The organism is Xanthobacter lutulentifluminis (assembly GCF_043194675.2).
Lineage (GTDB): Bacteria > Pseudomonadota > Alphaproteobacteria > Rhizobiales > Xanthobacteraceae > Xanthobacter.
Window position 1 is genome coordinate 2,950,525 of sequence record NZ_CM195525.1, and the last position, 17,348, is coordinate 2,967,872.

The window sequence follows — 17,348 nt, forward strand, 5'->3', positions numbered from 1 at the left end:
AACCGGCCGTGTCATTCCCTTTCCTTCATCGCCCTTTCCTTCATCGCCCTGTCACGTTCGTGGGCGGCGAGAAGATCGGGCCGCCGTTCCCGCGTCACCGCCAGCGCCTGCTCGTGCCGCCAGCGGGCGATGCGGGCATGGTCGCCGCAGGTGAGCACGTCGGGAATGGGCGCGCCCTCGAACAGCTGGGGGCGGGTGTACTGGGGATATTCCAGCAGGCCCGAGGAGAAGCTCTCCTCCACCCCGCTCTCCGCCTTGCCCATGACGCCGGGGATGAGCCGGACACAGGCGTCCAGCAAAAGCAGCGCCGCCGCCTCGCCGCCGGAGAGCACCACGTCGCCCACGCACACCTCTTCCAGGCCGCGCGCGGCGACGATGCGCTCGTCCACCCCCTCGAACCGCCCGCACAGGATCACCGCGCCCGGCCCGGCCGCCAGCTCGCGCACCCGCGCCTGGGTCAGGGGCGCGCCGCGCGGGGTCATCAGCAGGCGCGGGCGGGGATCGTCCGGCGGGGAGACGGCATCGATGGCGCGGGCCAGCACGTCGGCGCGCATCACCATGCCGGGGCCGCCGCCGGCGGGGGTGTCGTCCACCGAGCGATGCTTGTCGAGGGCGAAGTCGCGGATCTGCACCGCATCGAGCCCCCACAGCCCGCCCGCCAGCGCCCGTCCCGCCAGCGCATGGCCGAGCGGGCCGGGGAACATCTCCGGATAGAGCGTGAGCACGCTGGCGCGAAAGGTCTCGGCGCGAATGGTCTCGGCGCGAATGGTCATGGGCGGGTGATGGGCGAGCGCGCCGGGCGTGTCAAATGGCGTGGCTCGGCCGGCGCGTGCGCGACTGAGGAAAGGGCATACGGGCGGAGCGCTCGGCCCGCTCCGCCGGGGGCAGGGGCGCCATCCCATCCGGAGGCCACGGCCGGTTTCCCGCCGCCGCGGCGTCTGGTCAGTCGCGCTCGCCCGCGGCCGGGGGCGTGTTTCCCGCTGGGTCCGGGCCCTCGCCAGCCTCTTCCTCGCCGCCGCCGCGGTCGATGAAAGCCTCGGCGATCACCACCCGTCGTCCCGGCACGTCGATCACCGGCACCGCATCGCGGGTGAAGGGCACCATCAGCGTGCGCGCCTTCGCCTCGGGGACGGCGGGGGCGTACTCGAGGATGTCGCCGGCACCGAAATCATGCAGCGCCGTGACCGTGCCGATGACCGCGCCCGCTTCGTCCACCACCTGAAGGCCGATGAGGTCGGCGTGGTAGAAGGTGTCCTCGTCCTCGGGCGGGGGCAGGGCATCGCGGGCGACGAAGAGGTCCACGTTGGTCAGCGCCTCGGCCGCCGTGCGGTCGGTGATGCCCTCCAGCCGGGCGACGAAATGGTCCTTGCCGGCGCGCAGGGCGGCGATGCGGAACGCGCGGCGGCCGGTGGCGTCGGTGAGGGGGTCGTAGTCGAGGATCGCGCCCGGGTCCTCGGTGAAGACGAACAGGCGGACCTCGCCCTTCACGCCGTGGGGCGCGCCGATGCGGGCGACGAGAATGCGTTCGGCCATGGGCGCTCCCTCCGGGCTTGGGTCTTCGGAAAAGGGGCCTCTAGCCCAGGTGCCCGGCCTTGCCAAGGCCCGGCCTCGCCGTTGTCTGCCTTGCGGCGGCCTGCGCGACACCCGGGTCCTGCCGTGGTCGCCGGCGCTTGCGTGCCGGTTTCCCCCCGCGCGGCGTGCAGGGCGCGAGCGCAGCGCTCGGCATGCCGCCGCCGGCCGGGGATGGGCGCGGCCGTCCTGCGCGTCCGGAGCGCCCCGCCTCTGTCCTTGCACTTGCGACCGGCGCTCCGCCCCCGGCCGCGATGCCACCACGGCGAAGACTTTCAGGTTGCACCGCGCCGGTGCCATTCCTCCGCGAACGACTCCAGGCAGGGGCGGCACGGCCGGCAAGTCCGGCGGCAAGTCCGGTGGCAGGCCGTGGCCGCATCCCGCAAACTCGGGGAACCGCAAGCCGGGAGCGCTGCGGCGCGACACGCCCGGCGGCTTGCGCGCCGGCGGGGGCTGCGGCACCTTCCCCCCATGTCCAGCGTCGCGCCGCAACCCCTGCTCTTTGATGCCGCCCGCCTTGGCGGGCTGCTGGAGCGCATCGCCGCGCGCATCGGCTCCACATATGTGGTGACCGACGCGGCCGACCTCGCGCCCCATCTGGTGGAGGGGCGGGGCCTCTACCGGGGCGTCACGCCGGCCATGGTGGTTCCGGCGGACACGGCCGAGGTGGCCTTCATCCTTGCCGCCTGCGCCGAGGCCGGCGTGCCGGTGGTACCGCAGGGCGGCAATACCGGCCTCGTGGGCGGGCAGGTGCCGTTCGGCGCGCTGCTCCTCTCCCTGCGCCGGCTGAACCGCATTCGCGACCTCGATCCGGTGGACCTGACCGTCGTGGCCGAGGCCGGATGCACCCTGCACCAGGTGCAGGCGGCGGCGGCCGATGCGGGCTGCCTGTTCCCGCTCTCCATCGCCTCGGAAGGCAGCTGCCAGATCGGCGGCAACCTCTCGACCAATGCCGGCGGCACGGCGGTGCTGCGCTATGGCAACATGCGCGAGCTCACCTTCGGGCTGGAGGTGGTGCTGCCCGATGGGCGGATCTGGAACGGCCTGTCCCGCCTGCGCAAGGACAACACGGGCTACGACCTCAAGGACCTGTTCATCGGCGCGGAGGGCACCCTCGGCATCATCACCGCCGCCGCCCTGCGACTGTATCCGGCGCCGCGCGCGCGGGCGACGGCCATGGTGGGCCTGCCGGCCCCGGACGCCGCGCTCGCCCTGTTCCGCCGCCTGCGCGACGTGGGCGGCGATGCCCTGACCGGCTTCGAGATCCTGCCCCGCTTCGGGCTGGAGACGGTGCTGCGGCACACCCCCGGCACCACCCGCCCGCTGACCGGGGATCACGCCTGGTACGTGCTGGCGGAGCTCACCTCCACCCGCCGCGGCGACGACCTCTCCGCTCTGGTGGTGGATGTGCTGGCCGAGGCCTACGAGGCCGGCGAGATCGAGGATGCGGTGATCGCCTCGAGCGCCGCCCAGGCGGACGCCCTGTGGAAGCTGCGCGAATCCCTGTCGGACGCGCAGAAGTTCGAGGGCGGCTCCATCAAGCACGACGTGTCGGTGCCGGTGTCGAAGGTGCCCGCCTTCCTCGCCGAGGCCAACCGCCTGTGCGAGGACCTGATGCCGGGCCTGCGCGTCTGCGCCTTCGGCCACATGGGCGACGGCAACATCCACTACAACCTCAGCCAGCCCGTGGGCATGGACAAGGCCGCTTTCCTCGGCGCGTGGGAGATGTTCAACCGGGTGGTGCACGATCTCGTGGCCAGCCTCGGCGGCTCCATCTCGGCGGAGCACGGCATCGGCGTGCTCAAGCGCGAGGAGCTGGCGCTCTACAAGGACCCGGTGGCGCTCGACCTGATGGCGGCGCTGAAGGCCGCCATCGATCCGCGCGGCATCGCCAATCCGGGCAAGGTGCTGCCGGGGCGGTGAGCCCTCATGCCGGCCGCCGGCGCACCGCGAAGGCGGTGGCAATGGCAAGGCCGAGCGGCACCGCCGCGCCGATGAACACGAGACGCGGCAGGTGGTGGTCCAGCAGCAGGCCGAACAGCAGCGGTCCCGCCAGCGCGCCGATGTCGTAGCCGGAATAGACGATGCCGAACACCTTGCCCGTCGCCCCGGCCGGCGCGGCGCCGCGCACCAGCACGTCACGCGAGGGGGTGGTGAGGCCCATGGCGAAGCCCACCAGCGCCACCAGCCCCACCGTCACGGCGGGCGGCACGTGCAGCAGCGCGGCCATCAGCGCCAGCACGCAGCCGGCGGCGAGGCCGGACATGGCGATGCGATGGGGCTGCGCCGAGCGGTCGGCCACCGCCCCGCCCAGGGTCACGCCCAGCGTGTTGCCCACCTGGTAGAGCGTCACCGCCAGCGTGGCCAGCGCGACGCTGGCGCCGAAGCCTTCCTGCAGCGCGGCGATGGAGAAGCTCTGGATGCCGGTGAGCGAGATCGACGTGAGCACGAAATAGAGGAAGGCCATCAGCACCACCGGCATGGCCAGCACATCGAGGAAGGATGGCGCCGGACCGCGTGCCGCATGGGCCGCGCCGCTGCCGGAGGTCCCTTCCGCCTGCAGCGCCCCGCGGGCGAACAGCAGGCCGAAGCCGAACACCAGCACCGCTCCGCCCATGGTGGTCAGCGCCGCGCGCCAGCCGTGCGCCGCGGCGATCGCCGCCGACACCAGCGGCGACAGGGCAAAGCCGATGCTGCCGGCGATCACATGGGCCGCGAACGCCCGACCGAGCCGCGCCGGCGCCACCCGATGGCTGAGGATTGAGAGGTCCGCCGGGTGGTAGACCGCATTGCCGAGGCCGGCCAGCGCGGCCAGCGGCACGAGCGCCCAGTAGCCCGGCGCGAACCCCATGGCGGCGGTTGCGGCACCCTGCAGGGCGATGCCGCCGAGCAGCAGGCGGTCCGCCCCGAACCGGTCCACCAGCACGCCGGCGGCCACCTGGCCGAGGCCCGAGCACAGGTAGAAGGCCGACAGCAGCGTGCCGAGGGCGAGGAAGGAGACGCCGAGATCGTCCCGCATCAGCAGGAACAGCGGGGCGAGGGCGAGCTGGAGCAGGTGGCTGCAGAAGTGGGCGACGCCCACGGCGCCGATGGTGGAAACCTCTGTCGACGGCCATCCGGCCACGCGTGCGTTCACTGACACTGCTCGCCTCTCCCTGCCACGGCCGCGCGCGACGACCCCTCCGGCATCCGCCGGAGCCGTTTCTCCCCTCGTGAAGGTCTGCCGGCGGGTTGGTCCCGCCTGGATCGGATCGGCCTGCGGGGCCGTCCGTGGATGCCGGGGCCGCCTTGGTGGCTCCGGCGGCATCGGCCGCGGGTGGGCGGCCGTTGAAGGTGCGTCCGTTCCTGGCGACGCGCGCGCCGCCCCGTCCGGGGCCGGGTCAGCGGGTGCGGCGCGGCCCCTGCCCGCCGAAGTAGCGCAGCGTCAGGCAGGTGATGTCGTCGGCCTGCGGCGCGCCGCGCTCGAACACATGGACCGAGGCGAGCACCCGCTCGGACAGCTCGGGCACCGACCATTCGGAGGCGCCGGACCGGAGCAGGTCCTCGAGCCGCTCCTCGCCATAGGGGCTCTCGTCCACGTCGAACGCCTCGGTCACGCCGTCGGTGTAGAGGAACAGCGTGTCGCCGGGGGCGAGGTGCAGCTCGTGCTCCACGTAGACGAAGCCCTCCAGCACCGCCACCGCCATGCCGCCGGTGCTGGGCACCGCGGAGACCTCGCCGGCGCGGGTGACGCGGTAGGGCAGGTTGTGGCCGGCGTTCACATAGGTCACGCGGCCGGACGACAGGTCGATGACGCCATAGAGCACGGTGACGAACAGCATCTGCTCGTTCTCCACCGCCAGAAGATCGTTCAGGCGGCGGATGCAGCCCGCCGGGGACCGCTCGAACAAGGCGGTGGAGCGCAGCAGCGTGCGCGAGATGGCCATGAACAGCGCCGCCGGCACGCCCTTGCCGGACACGTCCGCCACCACGAAGCCGAGCGTGGTGTCGTCGATCATGAAGTAGTCGTAGAAATCGCCGCCCACCTCGCGCGCCGGCGTCATCTGGCCGTGGATGGCCACCCGGGCGTCCGGCGGGAATTCCTTCGGCAGGATGGCGAGCTGGACCTGGCGGGCAATCTCCAGCTCCTGCTGCAGGCCGGCGAGCTTGGTCTTGGTGATGAGGGCCTCGCGCAGCTCCACCACCATGGACGACAGGCGGGTGTGCTGCTCGACGATGCGGCGGGAGAGGTCGTGCAGAACCCGGGCGACGCGCTTGAGCTCGTCTTCCTGCTCCGCCTCCGCGCCCCTGGCGAGAAGCGCGAGCACTTCCTCGCGGTCGGTGGGATCGATGGCGTCGGCCAGCGCCTGCAGCTCGGTGGAGATGACGGCTTCCTGCCGGCGGCGCACCCGCTCGCGCTGGCGGCGGGATTCGGCCAGGGCCTGCACGTTGCCGCGCAGCGCCAGCACTGCCGAGGCGATGCGGCCGATCTCGTCGTTGCCGACGTGGCCCACCGTCACCGAGGTGTCGCCGCGCGAGAGCGCCTGCAGCACGTCGATGGCCGATTCCAGCGGCCGGAAGCTGTACCAGAGGAAGACGTTGAGGCCGATGACGCCCAGCAGCACCAGGCCGATGGCGCCGGCAACGGCGGCATGGCGGATCAGGGCGGTGGCCTGCACCGTCTCGGTGGTGTCCTCGAGGCTGACGAGGGCGCCCACCGTGCCGCCGCTGATGTCGGCGATGGGGATGCTGGTGACGTTGTAGTTCCGCCCGTCGAGCACGATGCGCTCGGCCAGCGGCCGCCGCGGCGTGATGGCGAGCTTCGCCCGCTCCCACAGCCGGAAGTCGGTGGAGGCGACCACCCGCCCGCGCAGGGTGACGAGGGTGGTGGCGGCGCTGATGCCGCGCGCGAACCGCTCCATGCCCAGCGCCGCGTCGCGGCCCAGCACCAGCACGGCGGCGCCGCGGCCGGGCAGCTCCACCGTGCGGGTGGTGAGCACGATCACCTGGGTGGCGCTGATCTGCTTCATGCCGGAGAGCACCTCGCCCTTCAGCGCCCGGTCGAGGCTGCCGGCGTCGAGGATGTCCCGGTTGGCGGTGCCGCCATCGGAGAACAGCACCTCGCGGTCCGAGGTGACCACTTCGAAATAGGTGGCGTCGTCGGCGATGTTGACGCCGGTTTCCTGCAGCGCCGCCGCGACGCCCTGCCGGTCGGAGAAGCCGAGGGCGATGCGGAACGAGGAGGAGGTGTCCACCCGTTCCAGGATGCGCGCGAGGTTGGCTGTCTGGAAGGCGACGATCTCGCGCCAGAGCACGGTCTGCCCTTCGATCGCGAGCTCGCCCTCGCGGGCCTCGGCCACCCGGTCGCGCAGCAGGGTGGCGCCCCAGATGCCGAGCATGAGGACCGCGAAACCGGTGGCGACGATGAGAGTGATGCGGGTGCGCAGCAGCATCACATTCCCCGCCCCTTGTCGGCCTGGCCGGGCGGCGCCATCACCTCGCGCCGCACACGCTCCACGTCGGGCCTGAGGCCGCCGTCGAAATCCACCGCCAGCAGCTCCTCCGCATAGGCCTCGAACACCGCGCGGCGGTCGGCCACGCGCCGGTTGCCGCGGTCAAGGGCGCGGAAGGCCCGGCCCACTGCGCCGCGGATGCGCCGTCCCGGCCGGTCGTGGGCGTCCTCGGCCGGGCCGAAATCGCCGGAGGCGGCGCGCTGCATGCCTTCGGCCAGAAGCGAGCGTCCGCGCTCGAAGGCGCCGCCCACCAGCAGGCCGGCGGCGAGGGCCGCCAGCGCGGCGCAGACCGCCACCACCACGGCCGCCTTCACGCCGATGTCGGCGAAGGAGGAGGCGAGCGCGGCGGGGCTGGTGGTGACCTCGACGGAGGCGACGGTGTTGCCGTCCACCATGACGGGCGCGGACACCGCGTCGGTGCCCGGATGCTCGCCGATGGCGCTGCGGATCTCGCGGCCGTCGGCGCCGCGCAGCACGATCTGGGTCAGGCCGGGGGTGCGCGTGAGGGTCTCGGAGAGATGGGTCTCCACGCCCGGCAGGAGCTTCAGCGGGATGCCGAAGCGGGCCGCCTTCTCGAACTGCTGGGCGAGGGTGCGCGCCACCGACGAGCCGATCACCTGCGCGTCGCGCCGGGCGCTGTCCTCGACCCGGGCGCGGAAGCCGTTGATGAGCACGGCGGCCGCGATGCCGCCGAGGATGAAGGTCACCAGCAGCGCGAACAGGCCGGTCAGCAGCCGCGCGCGCCCGCCCTCGGGAAGCTCATGCCGCATCGTCGAGCGCTCCCAGCTGCCCGAGCCCGCGATCAACCCGCGCCTCGGCGTCCCGCCAGCCGCGGACGGTGCTCTCGGCGAGCTGGGTCAGGCCGTTGTCGTCGCCGCCGGCGCCGCTGCCGCCGTCGCCGCGCAGGATGCGGGCGATGCGCTCGAACGGGCGCGTCAGCACGTAGGTGAAGGCGAGGGCGGCGAGCGCCGCGGCCAGCGAGGTCGCCACCACCAGGACCAGGGTGCGGCTGGCGAGATCGAGGCCCAGCCGGCCGGAACGGGCGCTGCGCGCCTCGTCGGAGACCGTCACGGCGATGCCGCCGGCGACGCCGAGGTCGTTCTCGAATCGGGTGCCGAACACCGTGTCGCCGCGCTCCGCCTCGGTCCAGGCGAGGTCGGTGCCGAGCCGGCGGATCCAGTCCTGGCTGACCTCCTCGCCGATGGCGCTGCGGTCGGTGGAATAGACCGCGCGGCCGCCGGGGTTGAACACGTCGATGGCGAGAATGGAGGGATCGTTGGTCTTCTCGCGCTCGATGCGCGGCTGGAGCAGGGAGATCTGATCCAGAAGCAGGCCGATGGAGAGGTTCGCCTCGGTGGAGGCGCGCAGGGTGCCGAGCAGATTGGCGACGCGCGCCCGCTCGATCTCCTCGCCCACCTTGTCGCTCGCCGAGAAGGCGATCACCGCCACCGCGACCACCGCGGCGGTCACGGAGATGACGGCAACCAGAATGAGCCGGCTTACGAAAGTCATGCGGAAAACTTCGGTGGAAGGATCGGCCGGACGTTAACCGCGCGCTCGCGGCCAAACCAGACAAAAAACTCCGGGAGGCTCAAAAAAACCTTCAATCTCAGTCCGCTTTTCGTGGCATGAAGGGAGCGGGAGGGCCGGGCCGGAGGGGCCTGGACGGAAGGGGCGCAACGCGGACCAAGCACATGGCGCGCATCACGCTCGGGCTGATCGCTGTGTTCGCGCTCATCGCGGCCGCCTGCGTCGCCTTCGGGGCCTATTTCTCGTACGTCACCCTGCTCAACGCCCACCGCAGCGTCATCGAGGCGCGATTCGGCATCGCCGCCGAGCGGGTGGCCGACGTGGCCGAGCAGGCGGCCTCCCTCGGTATCGCCTTGCCGGCGCAGGTGACGCTGCCTGGCCTCCTGGACCGCGAGGCCGGGGTGGAGCCGGGCATCCTCTCCATGGACATCGCCGACGAGCACGGCGTCATCCTGTTTTCCAGCGATGCCGCGCGGGTCGGCGCCGCCGAGGAGAAGAGCGCGGCGCGCGGCCTCTCCCGCCCGGTCCGCAACGACCTGAACGAGGCTATCGGCCGCGTGGTGGTGCGCTACGACCCGAATGTGCTCGCCGCCGGCGCCGCGGCGCTGGGCGACGACCTGCGCACCATCGCCTGGCCGGCGCTGGCGGGCGCGGCCGCCGCCACCATCTTCATCGGCCTGCTGCTGGCCGCGACCCTGCACCGGGCGGTGCGGCGCGCGGCCGAACCGGGCCTGTGGCCCCAGGCGGCGCGGGCCGCCCTCGCCTCCGCCGAGGCGATCCACGGCGGCAGCCTGCCAGCGGCCGCTCCAGTCCCCTCCGCCACCGCGTCGGGCGCGCGGAGGGCATCGTGATCGGCCTGCGCGGCGGCATCTCGGCCGCCATCATCCTCATCCTGTGCACCGCGCTCGCCTTCATCGGCTGGGGCGCCGAGCGCGCGGCGCAGCGCACCATCGCCCCCGAGATCCTCGCCAAGGCCAACTCGGTGGGCCGTTCGGCGGCCGAGCTCGTGGAGCGCGCCGGCGCGGTGGGGGTGCCGTTCGAGCACCTCGTGGGCGTCCCGGTCTATTTCGACGGCCTGCGCGCGGCCAATCCGGAGTTCGCGCAGATCAGCCTCCTCGCCTCCTCGGGCGCGGAGCTGGCCCGCGCCGGCGATGCCTCGGCCTTCACCGCGCCGCCGCAGGCGCGCGTCGCCGTCCGCGATCCCGGCGGCAAGCCGGTGGGCGAGGTGGTGATCGTGGTGGACCCCACCGCGGTTTCGGCCCAGGTCGGCGCGGTGCTGGTGGACGTGGCGTTCATCGGCATGGTGTCGCTGCTGGTGGCGCTGGAGCTGGTGGCGCTGGTGGTCGGCACGCGCGGCATCGGCACGCTGATGGCGGTGGAGCGGCGCCTGCGCGCCCTCGGCCGGGGGGTGCTCGCCCGCCACGAGGGCGGGGCCGGCGCCGAGCGGCTGGTGGGGCCCATCGACCGCCACATGGATGCGCTGGCGGAGCGCCATGCCGCCGCCCGCGCGACCGCCGAGCGCGAAGGCGACGCCGCCGCGCTGGCCCGCCTCGCCGAGCTGGAGGCGCGCACCGGCCTGGGCCGCCTGCAGGAGGCGGAAAGCGCCGCCGCCGTCGCGGTGCGGCCCGCCCTGTTCCTGTTCATGCTCGCCGAGGAACTGACCCGGCCGTTCCTGCCGCGCTTCGCCCAGTCGCTGGCGCCGGGCGGCGGCCTCTCGCCGGATCTTGCCGCGAGCCTGCCCATCGTCGCCTTCATGGCCGTGGTGGCCCTGTGCCAGGTGCCGTTCGCCGGCCTGTCCGAGCGGCTCGGGCGGCGGCCGGGCTTCCTCATCGGCGCGCTGCTGGCGGCGCTCGGCTATGCGCTCTCCGCCGCCAGCCCGCACTATGGCGTGTTCCTGTTCGCCCGCGTCGGCACGGCGGTGGGCTATGCCCTCGTCTTCGTCTCCGCCCAGGGCCATGTTGTGGACCATTCCGCCGGCCCCGCCCGGAGCGCCGCCCTGGCGGTGTTCGTGCGCGCCATCATGGTGGCGAGCCTGTGCGGCCCGCCCATCGGCGGCGTGATCGCCGACCGCCTCGGCGCCTCGACCGCATTCACCGCCTCGGCCGGACTTGCGCTGGTGGCGCTGGCCGTCGCCTTCCTGACCCTGCCGGCGATGCCGCGGGCGGCCCGCGCCGGCGCCGGCATCGGCCTTGCCGACCTCAAGGGCGCAGCGCGCGCGCCCGGCCTGCTGCCGCTGCTGTTCGGCTGCGCCTTCCCGGCCAAGTTCCTGTTCGCCGCGCTGTGCTTCCTGCTGGTACCGCTGGAGCTCCAGCGCGAGGGCTATTCGTCCGCCGCCATCGGCCGCTTCCAGATGATCTACCCGGTCATCATGGTGCTGGCGGTGCCGTTCTTCGCCGCGCTGGCCGACCGGCTGGACGCGCGCGCCGGCTTCGTCATCGCCGGCGGGCTGGTGGCGGGGCTCGGGGCGGTGGCGGTGCCGCTCCATCCCTCCATCGGCCTCATCATCGTGGCGCTGGTGGCGCTCGGCCTCGGGCAGGCGCTGTCCATCGCCTCCCAGTCCGCCCTGGTGGCCGATACCGCGGCAGGTCTGGGCGGCGGGCAGGCGGCCGGCGCGCTCGGCCTGTTCCGGCTGGTGGAACGCTCGGGCAACGCCGCCGGCCCGGCGACCGCGGGCTTCCTGCTCGCCGCCATCGGTTTTGCCCCGGCCACCGCGCTGCTGGGCGCCGTGGCAGTAGCCGGGGCGGTGCTGTTTGCGCTATCCGGTCGCAATACCACCCGTCATCCGAGCCGCGCCTCGTCCGCGGCCGCATCCGAAGGAAGCTCCGCCTGATGGATCGCCGCTCACTCCTTGCCCTCGGCCTTGGAGCCGGTGCCGCGGGGCTCGCCGGCCGGCTTCCCTCGGCCCATGCCGAAACCCCGGCCCCGGGCGCCCAGCCTTCCGGGCCGTTCCGCGTGCTGATGCTCACCTTCCGCGGCGACACCGACGTCGAGCGCGGCTTCCGCGACTATTTCGCCGCCAACGAGATCAAGGTGGAGTTCCTCACCCGCGACGTGGAGCGCGACGCCAGCCGGGTGAAGCCGATCCTGGAAGAGGTGCTGCCCTCCTTCAAGCCGGACCTGATCTATACCTACGGCACGCCCAACACCCTGGCGGTGGCCGGTCCCTACGACGCGCCGCCCAACGCGCCCTACGTGCACGACATCCCGGTGGTGTTCGCGCTGGTGGCTGCGCCGGTGCAGGTGAAGATCGCGCCCTCCCTGGCCTCGTCCGGCCGCAACGTCACGGGCGCGGTCCATGTGGTGCCCACCGACGTGCAGATGCGCGCCATGCAGAGCTACAAGGCGTTCCGCAAGGTGGGCGTGATCTACTCGCCCAACGAGCGCAACTCGCTCGCCATCATCGACGAGATGAAGTCCTTCTGCGCCGGCATCGACGCCAGCGTCCTCGCCCAGCCGCTCACCATGGTGGGCAACCGGCCCACCGGCGACGGGGTGGAGGATTTCGTGCGCAACCTGAAGGCGCAGGGCGCCGACTGGCTCTACCTGCCGGCTGACACCTTCCTCGCCACCATCTTCGATCGCGTGGGCCCGGCGGCGCTGGCCGCCGGCCTGCCCACGTTCGGCGCCACCGAATTCTTCCTGCGCGAGGGGCTCGGCCTCGTCGGGCTGGTGAGCCGCTACTACTCGGTGGGCCAGCTCGCCGCCTCCAAGGCGGTGGAAATCCTGGTGCAGAAGGTGCCGCCGAAGGATATTCCCATCGAGACGCTGCGCCGGTTCGCGCTCATCATCAACATGAACATCGCCAAGAAGCTGGGCGTCTATCCGCCCATCGCGATGCTCAACTATGCGGAAGTGATCACCTGATGAACGCCCTCCGCGAGCTCGCCCTGGCGTCGCCGCTGTCCATCCGCGAGCTGGGCCTGGACGACCTCGACGCGGTCGACCGGCTGCATCACCTCGCCATCGGCCCGCGGGCCCGGCCCGAGGTGGTGAAGCCGGAGCACCGCTCCTATTTCGAGGGCATCCTGGGCGGGCGCGGCTGGACCGCCGGCCTGTTCGATGCCGGCGCGCTGATCGCCTACGGCATCCTGCAGCATGACCACACCCCCAAGGACGGCCCCCACCGCATGCTGGGGCTCGATCCGCAGCAGCCGGTGGGCCGGCTCGCCGGGGCCTCGGTGCATCCGGCCTATCGGGGGCAGGGGCTGCAGCGGGTGCTCATCTCCGCGCGGGTGCAGGCGGCGCCCGCGGGCATGGTGCTGTTCTCCACTGCCGCGCCGGTGAACACGCCGAGCTGGGCCAGCCTCCTGATCGAGGGCTTCCCCATCCGCGACATCCAGCTCTTTTTCGGCGGCTACGCCCGCTACGTGATGGTGCGCGACGGCACGCACTACGATCCGGAGACGGCCATCCTCGTGGACCCGCTCGACACCGACCGCCAGCGCGAGCTGTTCGCGCAGGGGTTGCGCGGCTTTGCGCGCGGGCGGCTGGAGAGCGGCGCCGCCGGCGTCCTCTACGCCCCGCCGCGGGCGGCCTGAGCGAGCGATTTCCGCCCGGCGCGGACTTCACTAAGATGTCGCGACCCGAGGGTCACCCTGACACGGGCGACCGCCCCGAGGCCGAGCACCGTCCGTTTCGCAAGAGGCATCGCGCATGAAGATCGACAGCAAGGCGCTCGGCCCGGGCGTCGTCCTGGTCAGCCTCGACGGGCGGCTCGACATTGCCGGCGCCGCCCAGGTGGAACCGCAGTTCAAGGCGGCGTGCGAGGCGGCGCAGGTGCTGCTGGTGGATCTCTCGCACACCCCGTTCATGGCCTCCATCGGCATCCGCCTCCTTCTGGCCGGGGCCAAGGGGCTGAAGCGCAAGGGCGGCGCCATGCGCCTGTTCGGGTGCGATCCGCAGGTGGGCAAGGTGCTCACGGCCACCGGGGTGGACCAGCTCGTCGCCATCGACGCCACGCGCGACCAGGCCTTCGCGGCCGCGGGCGTGGCGAGCGGCACCTGACGGCGGACCGCTCATGGCGCTACCTCCGGGCGGGACGCTCATCTCCACCCTCGACGTCGATGCGCGCATCGACGACATCACCAACGCCACCGGCTGGCTCGGCACCCTCGCGGAAGAGGAGGGCTGGCCCGAGGCCACCCGCTTCGCCCTCGAGCTGAGCCTTGAGGAGGCGCTGACCAACGTGGTCTCCTACGGCTTCGCCGGCAACGTCGCGACGCCGCGCATCCGCATCGAATGCTACCGCCTGCCGGAGGGCCGCATCGCCGTGCGGCTGGTGGACAACGGCGTGCCGTTCGACCCCACCTCCATCGCCGAGCCCGAGGTGCCCGATTCCATCGAGGACGCGCGCATCGGCGGCCATGGCGTCCAGCTCATGCGCCATTTCCTCGAAACGCTGGCCTACGACCGCGTCGGCGACGAGAACCAGCTGACGCTGGTGGTCGCCCGGCCGGAGTAGGGGCGGCCTCAGGGGCTGGCGGTGTCAGGGGAGGGGGCGGGAGACGGCGGCGGAGGTAACTGTCGTCGAACTGCAATAATCGGGCGCTAGTCTGCGGCAATCCCTGAACATTGCCGGCGGAGGACGCAGCAGCGCTGCCATGGCCATCATTGCGGAAATCCTCGCCGGGCTCGGACTGCTGTTCGTCGGCCTCAAGCTGATGTCCACGCACCTGCAGCAGGCCACCGGCCGGCGGGTGCGGAACCTGCTGCGCACCGCCACGCGCTCCCCGCTGGTGGGGCTGCTGTGCGGCACGCTCGCGGGCGCGGCCACCCAGTCCTCCAACGCGGTGGCCATCGTCAGCGGCAACCTCGTGCGCGGCGGCGTGCTCACCACCCGCGACGCCATCCCCATCGTCGCCGGCGGCAATGTGGGCACGGCGGCGCTGGTGTTCGTGGCCGCCATCGATTTCCGCCTGCTGGTGCTCTACCTGGTGGCGCTGGTGGGCTTCGGCTTCCAGTTCCGGCTGGATCGCCGCCCGGCCATGAAGGAATGGATGGGCGTGGCGCTGGGCCTCGCGCTGGCGCTGCTGGGGCTCGACCTCATCAAGCACGGGCCGCGCGCGCTCGACGTCTCCACCCTCGCGGCGGTGCTGGGGGACGGGCTGCCGGTGTGGCTCGGCTTCACCCTCGGCTTCATCGCCGCGGCCATCAGCCAGTCGTCGTCCACCCCCACCATCCTGGTGGTGGCACTGATGCACGCGCAGGTGCTGGGCCTCGGCGACGCGGTGTTCGTGGTGATGGGCGCCAATCTGGGCTCCGGCGTGTCGGCGCTGGCGGCGGCGGGCGGGCTGGAGGGCACCGGGCGCCAGCTTTGTTATGTGCATGTGCTGGTGAAAGGCGTGGGCTGCGTGCTGGTCGGCGCGCTGCTGGGAGGCGCCTATCTGGCCGGCCTCGATCCGCTCGACGCGCTGGACCAGCTGGGCGGACACCAGGCCTCCGCCTCCCTCTCCATCCTGTTCCTGGCGCTCCAGCTCGCCGGCGCGGTGCCGGTGTCGTTCGCGCGCAGCCTCACCGAAGGCATCGCCGCCCGCTTCAGCCCGCCGACCGTGGAGGACAGCGCCTCCCGCCCGCGCTTCATCCACCATCGGGCGCTCGAGGATTCCGCCACCGGCCTCGACCTCGCCGAGCAGGAGACCATGCGGCTCGTCAAGCTGATGCCGAACCTCCTGCCCGACCTCGACCAGCAGGACGCCAGCGGCCCGGCCGAGCGGCTAGCCCTGTGGCGCGGCGCCACCGCCATCGTGGTGGCCATCGACCAGTTCCTCGCCGACCTGATCAGCCGCGGCATGCCCCGGCAGAGCCTCCAGATCGCGCTCCACCTCCAGGCGCTGGTGGAGACGGTGCGGACCCTGCAGGACACGCTGCACGGCTTCACCGAGGTGGTGGAGGGCTTCGAGGACCTGCCGCCGCTCGGCTTCAACCTGTCCGAATCGCTGCGCACCATCATCCTCTCGCTGGCCGACGCCACCGAGGGCGACGCGACCGACCTCGACCTCATCGTCACCCTGGCCGGGGACCGCAGCGAGCTGCTCAGCCGCATCCGCCGCCAGCTCGGCGCCTCGGCGCTCGGCACGGGCACGGACGCGCGCCAGCTGCTGCTCGCCACCAGCCTGTTCGAGCGCGGCGTCTGGCTGGTACGCCGCACCGCCGTGGCGTTGCGCGCGCAGGAGAATGAGGCTAATCGGGAGGGCGCCGCGCCGGAGGGTGCGGCGCTCAAGCGAGTAGAGGCCGATGCACATCGAACGTGAGCAGCTCGGGTCCGACGTGGTGCTGAAAGTCGCGGGGCGCCTCGATACGCCCAATGCGAAGCCGTTCGAGGCCAGCCTGATGGAAGTGGTCTCCACCACCGACGGCGGCATCGTCGTGAACCTCGCCGGCGTGGACTATGTGTCCTCCTCGGGCCTGCGCGCGCTGCTGGTGGCCGGCAAGGCCATGCGCTCGGCCAAGCGCAAGCTGGCCCTGTCCTCGCTGCAGCCGCAGATCCGCGAGGTGTTCGACATCTCTGGTTTCTCGACCCTGTTCGAGATCAGCTGACCGCGCGGCCGGCCGCGCTCGCGCGCCGGCCCCTCAGCCACTCGCCACGGGCGCCCACAGCACATCCTCGATGCGCCGCGCGCCGCTCGCCAGCATGGCGAGCCGGTCGAAGCCGAGCGCGCAGCCCGATGCCTGCGGCATCACCGCGAGGGCGGCGAGGAAATCCGCATCGATGGGATAGCGCTCGCCGTAGAGCCGCGCCTTCAGCGCCATGTCCGCCTCGAACCGGCGGCGCTGCTCGTCCGGGTCGGTGAGCTCGCCGAAGGCGTTGGCGAGCTCCAGCCCGCAGGCGTAGAGCTCGAACCGCTCGGCAAGGCGCGGGTCCTCCGGCTTCGGCCGGGCGAGGGCCGCCTCGCTCACGGGATAGTCGGTGAGGATGGTGGCGCGCCCCTCGCCGAGCCGCGGCTCGATCTTTTCCACCAGCACGCGGGAGAAGATGTCCGCCCAGCTGTCGTCCGGGGCGGTGCGGATGCCCCTGTCCGCGGCCGCCGCCGCGAACGCCGCCGCATCTGGCGCGGCGCCGGGGGCCGGGAGGAGAGCTTCCAGATCCATCCCGGCGTGCCGCTCGAAGGCGGCGACCAGGGTCAGCCGCTCGGGCGCGGCGAACGGATCGCAGCTGCGCCCCCGCCAGGAGAAGAGCCGCGTCCCTCCCGCCTCTCCAGCGGCGGCGAGCAGGGCGGCGCAGTCGTCCATCAGCCGGGTGTAGGGCGCGCCGGTCCGGTACCATTCCAGCATGGTGAATTCGGGATGGTGCGCCATGCCGCGCTCACGGTTGCGGAACACCCGGGCGAACTCGAAGATTCGCTCCTCTCCAGCGGCGAGCAGCTTCTTGGCGGCAAATTCCGGCGAGGTCCGAAGATAGAGCGGCGACGCGGTGCCGTCCGGCGCCGTGAGCCGGGTGGCGAAGGCGTGGAGGTGAGCCTCGTTGCCGGGAGATACCTGCAGCACCGGCGTCTCGACCTCGGTGAAGCCCTCGGCCTCCAGCCACGTCCGGATGGCGGCGCGTGCCCGTGCCCGCGCCATCAGGAACGGCCGGCGGTCGGCGTGGACGGCCGGGCTCCACCATGGGCTTGGCGCGGGGCCGGAGCTTGAGCCGGAATTTGATACCGCCATAGGCTGGAGCATCCCTGTTGCGCATAGGCGCGGTCGCGCAGAATGCAGCGCCGGGCTGGCGTTGCGCGCGAAGATCGCTATGGTGCGCGCCGACGGATCAGGCGCGGC

General features: G+C 72.6%; 16 protein-coding genes. 9 read left to right on the forward strand and 7 right to left on the reverse strand.

Features of this window, described 5'->3' with window-relative positions; genetic code table 11:
* Window positions 1-11: 11 nt before the first annotated feature.
* Window positions 12-773, reverse strand: a complete 762-nt coding sequence (gene trmD, locus V5F49_RS13445; protein ID WP_394117307.1) for a tRNA (guanosine(37)-N1)-methyltransferase TrmD — start codon at window positions 771-773, stop codon at window positions 12-14.
* Window positions 774-942: 169 nt separating this feature from the next.
* Complete coding sequence (gene rimM / locus V5F49_RS13450) at window positions 943-1,533, reverse strand: ribosome maturation factor RimM (RefSeq protein WP_394117306.1); 591 nt, start codon at window positions 1,531-1,533, stop codon at window positions 943-945.
* 507 nt (window positions 1,534-2,040) lie between these two features.
* Here rimM and V5F49_RS13455 point away from each other — a divergent pair.
* Complete coding sequence (locus V5F49_RS13455; protein WP_394117305.1) at window positions 2,041-3,492, forward strand: FAD-binding oxidoreductase; 1,452 nt, start codon at window positions 2,041-2,043, stop codon at window positions 3,490-3,492.
* Window positions 3,493-3,496: 4 nt separating this feature from the next.
* Here V5F49_RS13455 and V5F49_RS13460 read toward each other — a convergent pair whose 3' ends face one another.
* The 4 genes from V5F49_RS13460 to V5F49_RS13475 all read right to left on the reverse strand — a co-directional run bounded on the left by V5F49_RS13460 (window position 3,497) and on the right by V5F49_RS13475 (window position 8,573).
* Entirely contained in the window at window positions 3,497-4,711 is a 1,215-nt protein-coding gene (locus V5F49_RS13460) for an MFS transporter (protein WP_394117304.1), read from the reverse strand.
* A 238-nt stretch (window positions 4,712-4,949) separates the two neighbouring features.
* Window positions 4,950-7,001 carry a PP2C family protein-serine/threonine phosphatase gene (locus V5F49_RS13465; RefSeq protein WP_394117303.1) on the reverse strand — a complete coding sequence of 684 codons (2,052 nt, stop codon included), beginning with the start codon at window positions 6,999-7,001 and terminating at the stop codon, window positions 4,950-4,952.
* A complete protein-coding gene (locus tag V5F49_RS13470; protein WP_394117302.1) occupies window positions 7,001-7,831 on the reverse strand; it encodes a hypothetical protein in 831 nt (276 codons plus the stop codon). Before V5F49_RS13470 ends, V5F49_RS13465 begins: the two co-directional genes overlap by 1 nt.
* Window positions 7,821-8,573, reverse strand: coding sequence for a hypothetical protein (locus V5F49_RS13475; protein ID WP_394117301.1), 753 nt, complete (start codon window positions 8,571-8,573; stop codon window positions 7,821-7,823). Before V5F49_RS13475 ends, V5F49_RS13470 begins: the two co-directional genes overlap by 11 nt.
* Before the next feature lie 182 nt (window positions 8,574-8,755).
* On the opposite strand from V5F49_RS13475, the gene V5F49_RS13480 reads away from it, so the two are divergent.
* The 8 genes from V5F49_RS13480 (at window position 8,756) to V5F49_RS13515 (ending at window position 16,127) form a co-directional block, all read left to right on the forward strand.
* On the forward strand, window positions 8,756-9,442 hold the full coding sequence (locus V5F49_RS13480; RefSeq protein ID WP_394117300.1) for a hypothetical protein: 687 nt from the start codon (window positions 8,756-8,758) through the stop codon (window positions 9,440-9,442).
* Window positions 9,439-11,421 carry an MFS transporter gene (locus V5F49_RS13485; protein WP_394117299.1) on the forward strand — a complete coding sequence of 661 codons (1,983 nt, stop codon included), beginning with the start codon at window positions 9,439-9,441 and terminating at the stop codon, window positions 11,419-11,421. The genes V5F49_RS13480 and V5F49_RS13485 overlap by 4 nt, the downstream gene beginning before the upstream one ends.
* On the forward strand, window positions 11,421-12,455 hold the full coding sequence (locus V5F49_RS13490) for an ABC transporter substrate-binding protein (RefSeq protein ID WP_394117298.1): 1,035 nt from the start codon (window positions 11,421-11,423) through the stop codon (window positions 12,453-12,455). The genes V5F49_RS13485 and V5F49_RS13490 overlap by 1 nt, the downstream gene beginning before the upstream one ends.
* Window positions 12,455-13,129 carry a GNAT family N-acetyltransferase gene (locus V5F49_RS13495; RefSeq protein ID WP_394117297.1) on the forward strand — a complete coding sequence of 225 codons (675 nt, stop codon included), beginning with the start codon at window positions 12,455-12,457 and terminating at the stop codon, window positions 13,127-13,129. The genes V5F49_RS13490 and V5F49_RS13495 overlap by 1 nt, the downstream gene beginning before the upstream one ends.
* Window positions 13,130-13,244: 115 nt before the next feature.
* Entirely contained in the window at window positions 13,245-13,595 is a 351-nt protein-coding gene (locus V5F49_RS13500; protein ID WP_394117296.1) for an STAS domain-containing protein, read from the forward strand.
* Window positions 13,596-13,608: 13 nt separating this feature from the next.
* Window positions 13,609-14,052, forward strand: a complete 444-nt coding sequence (locus V5F49_RS13505) for an ATP-binding protein (protein WP_394117295.1) — start codon at window positions 13,609-13,611, stop codon at window positions 14,050-14,052.
* Between the two features lie 139 nt (window positions 14,053-14,191).
* The gene (locus V5F49_RS13510; RefSeq protein ID WP_394117294.1) at window positions 14,192-15,841 is read left to right on the forward strand and encodes a Na/Pi symporter; all 1,650 of its coding nucleotides are present in this window, start codon (window positions 14,192-14,194) and stop codon (window positions 15,839-15,841) included.
* The gene (locus V5F49_RS13515; protein WP_394117293.1) at window positions 15,825-16,127 is read left to right on the forward strand and encodes an STAS domain-containing protein; all 303 of its coding nucleotides are present in this window, start codon (window positions 15,825-15,827) and stop codon (window positions 16,125-16,127) included. The genes V5F49_RS13510 and V5F49_RS13515 overlap by 17 nt, the downstream gene beginning before the upstream one ends.
* A 33-nt stretch (window positions 16,128-16,160) precedes the next feature.
* On the opposite strand, the gene epmA is transcribed toward V5F49_RS13515, so the two are convergent.
* Entirely contained in the window at window positions 16,161-17,240 is a 1,080-nt protein-coding gene (epmA, locus tag V5F49_RS13520; RefSeq protein WP_394117292.1) for an EF-P lysine aminoacylase EpmA, read from the reverse strand.
* Between the last annotated feature and the right edge of the window lie 108 nt (window positions 17,241-17,348).

Coding starts and splice junctions, on each gene's coding strand:
- V5F49_RS13475 (WP_394117301.1), bottom strand. CDS start 8,573: ATGACTTTCGTAAGCCGGCTCATTCTGGTTGCCGTCATCTCCGTGACC.
- V5F49_RS13495 (WP_394117297.1), top strand. CDS start 12,455: ATGAACGCCCTCCGCGAGCTCGCCCTGGCGTCGCCGCTGTCCATCCGC.
- V5F49_RS13515 (WP_394117293.1), top strand. CDS start 15,825: ATGCACATCGAACGTGAGCAGCTCGGGTCCGACGTGGTGCTGAAAGTC.
- trmD (WP_394117307.1), bottom strand. CDS start 773: ATGACCATTCGCGCCGAGACCATTCGCGCCGAGACCTTTCGCGCCAGC.
- V5F49_RS13500 (WP_394117296.1), top strand. CDS start 13,245: ATGAAGATCGACAGCAAGGCGCTCGGCCCGGGCGTCGTCCTGGTCAGC.
- V5F49_RS13480 (WP_394117300.1), top strand. CDS start 8,756: ATGGCGCGCATCACGCTCGGGCTGATCGCTGTGTTCGCGCTCATCGCG.
- rimM (WP_394117306.1), bottom strand. CDS start 1,533: ATGGCCGAACGCATTCTCGTCGCCCGCATCGGCGCGCCCCACGGCGTG.
- V5F49_RS13455 (WP_394117305.1), top strand. CDS start 2,041: ATGTCCAGCGTCGCGCCGCAACCCCTGCTCTTTGATGCCGCCCGCCTT.
- epmA (WP_394117292.1), bottom strand. CDS start 17,240: ATGGCGGTATCAAATTCCGGCTCAAGCTCCGGCCCCGCGCCAAGCCCA.
- V5F49_RS13470 (WP_394117302.1), bottom strand. CDS start 7,831: ATGCGGCATGAGCTTCCCGAGGGCGGGCGCGCGCGGCTGCTGACCGGC.
- V5F49_RS13505 (WP_394117295.1), top strand. CDS start 13,609: ATGGCGCTACCTCCGGGCGGGACGCTCATCTCCACCCTCGACGTCGAT.
- V5F49_RS13510 (WP_394117294.1), top strand. CDS start 14,192: ATGGCCATCATTGCGGAAATCCTCGCCGGGCTCGGACTGCTGTTCGTC.
- V5F49_RS13490 (WP_394117298.1), top strand. CDS start 11,421: ATGGATCGCCGCTCACTCCTTGCCCTCGGCCTTGGAGCCGGTGCCGCG.
- V5F49_RS13465 (WP_394117303.1), bottom strand. CDS start 7,001: ATGCTGCTGCGCACCCGCATCACTCTCATCGTCGCCACCGGTTTCGCG.